Raw genomic sequence first — 2,458 nt, 5'->3', positions numbered from 1 at the left:
GCGCAGGTCGAGGCCGCGCATGCGCTGTACCGGGAGGTCGGCGGCACCGCGCGCGATGATGCGATGGCGATGCGGTATCTGGTGCCGGGGTGGACGTACGATCCGAAGCGACCGAGTTTCGGGCGAGGGTGAGTGCGGCGGGCCGGGGAACGGGCGGGATGGTGGGCTGAACCGGCGCGCAGCGGGGGCGGTGCCGGGCGTCGTGTGCCGGCTACCGGATCGACAACGCGGTCTCGCGATTGCCAAACCGCACAAACGGCCGCACCCTGCCGGCTGCCCGATCCGCCGACTCGCCGACCACCGGCGTCGCGAACGGATCGGCACGATCCGTCCAACAGAACCAGAACCGCCCGCGATGAAGCCCGTCGACGCGACGCTGCGCCTGCTCCTCATCATCGTGCCCTGCTCGATCCTGTGCCTGCCGGCCAGCACGACCGTCGCCGGCTATGTCGCGCTCAGGATGACGCAGGACACGTTGCACTTCGATGACGGCGCCGGGTATGCGCGGATCGGGCTGACGCTCCTGCTGAGCGGCGCGTTCGATACGCTGGGCATCGGCATCTGCGTGCTGTTGCGGAACAGGCTCGCGATCGTCGCGGCGGCGCTCGTCGCGTTGTCGGTGCCGACCTTCAAGACCGTCAATGAATGGCTGAACTAGCCCGCGAACCGACGAACGTTCAGAACGTTTCGAGCCGCAGGCCAGCCTCTCATCGTCTTCGCAGCGCGCATCCCCTCGCCAAGTTCGAACCCCACAGCGCCAGCTTCCGGATCGAATGTTTCACGCCTGAAACACGACGTGCCGCGCGAGGTTTCGTCCGGTGCACCTCGATCGCGACACACCGCAACCGGGATCCGGAAGCCCGGCCCGCACCGCTCACGCGTTACAGGACTGAAACATTTCCGACGGCGAAATCGCGATCGCGCGCGAAGCGGCGACCCGCGGTCAGCCGGCTGGGCGTTTCCGGGTACATGGCACGCTCCCTGCGTGCGTCGTCAATCGTCTCGCCAGCCCAAAGTCAGAAGATTTGAGTCAACGCTGGTTGGACGGCGCACGTAGACGCCATACACTCAAATAGTCGTTTCGTATTCGGGGCGAATATGAAAACCAGAACTCAAGCCGCATGGCCGGCGAATTCGGGGTTGAGCAGCATGCTGCGCTCATTCTGTTCGGCATTGCGAAGAACATGCCGTCTCGATATCCATTTCCGGATCCCGCCCGCGCAATTCCGCGGACGCGGCCACACCCTATTTGCACCGCCCAGCCATTTCGAGCCCTTTGCTGGCGCGGCCTGCGCAACCGTCGTCGCACATCCGCCGCACCGTCGAACACGATCGAATTTCGGAATGTGATGGGCGGCGCCGGACGTCGGCGCTGCCAGCCATCGCCCCCGGCATCGCGCGAATACGTGAAATCGCACCGCCGCGTGGCATCCGCGGACTTGGCATCGAGCACGAACTGCATCGCGTTCGCTCCGGACGATCAGGACTGCGCGGCACGCGCTCGCGTCGACGCCAGTCGCGCTGACACGTCCTGACCGGCTGGCAAATCGGTACGCGGCGTCAGGTCCGGCCCGCCGCAACGCGAGAGCCAGGAAAAGCATGTAACCAATCAGGAGACCAAAATGGCGAGCGATATTGTTCTGCGCGAGGATTGTGGCGGCGCGCCGGCTTCGAATCATGCCGCGCCAGCCGCAGGCGAGAACGGTCCCTCGGCCGCTCGGATCAGGGTGTCGGCCGTTATGCCCTGCCTCGACGAGGAAATGACGCTGGCCATGTGCATCGTGAAAGCGCAACGCAGCTTCGCCAAGCTGGGTGTCACGGGTCAGGTCGTCATCGCCGACAACGGTTCCACCGACCGCTCAGTCGAGATTGCTCGCGAGCTCGGTGCCAAGGTGGTGCATCAGCCGGTTCGGGGCTACGGCTCGGCGCTGATGGCCGGCATTGCCGCGGCCGACGGCGACATCATCATCATGGGCGACGCGGACGACTCCTATGACTGGTCGAACATCCGCGGCTTCGTCGCGAAGATCGACGAGGGCTACGAGTTCGTCATCGGCAACCGCTTCAAAGGCGGCATCATGCCGCATGCGATGCCGCCGCTTCATCGCTATCTCGGCAATCCGGTACTGTCGACGATTGCACGACTGACCTGCAGCGTCCCGGTCGGCGATTTCCATTGCGGGATGCGTGCGTTCACGCGGGAAGCGTTCGCGCGCATGGATCTGCAGACGCCCGGGATGGAGTTCGCATCGGAGATGGTGATGAACGCGGCGCGCAACGGATTGCGCATCGTCGAGATTCCGACCGTGCTCCACCCCGACAAACGCAACCGTCCGCCGCACCTGCGTTCGTTCCGCGACGGCTGGCGGCACCTGCGCTTCATCCTCACGTACGCACCCAACCACGTCTTCGTGATGCCGGGGCTCCTGCTGTTTGTCGCGGGCCTGCTGCTGCTCGG

2 protein-coding genes are annotated in these 2,458 nt (G+C 65.3%); both read left to right on the top strand.

Features of this window, described 5'->3' with window-relative positions:
- Positions 1-355: 355 nt before the first annotated feature.
- Entirely contained in the window at positions 356-658 is a 303-nt protein-coding gene (locus PI86_RS15405) for a hypothetical protein (protein WP_039324279.1), read from the top strand.
- A 964-nt stretch (positions 659-1,622) separates the two neighbouring features.
- Positions 1,623-2,458: glycosyltransferase family 2 protein (locus PI86_RS15395; RefSeq protein WP_039324282.1), on the top strand; the 836-nt coding region annotated here is incomplete at its 3' end.

Source organism: Burkholderia sp. A9, assembly GCF_000801975.1.
The sequence above is the reverse complement of the archived record's forward strand: the minus strand, read 5'-3'. Positions and strand labels throughout refer to the sequence as shown.

Excerpts from the sequence above, each read along its gene's own strand:
- PI86_RS15405 (WP_039324279.1), top strand. The coding sequence starts at position 356 with ATGAAGCCCGTCGACGCGACGCTGCGCCTGCTCCTCATCATCGTGCCC.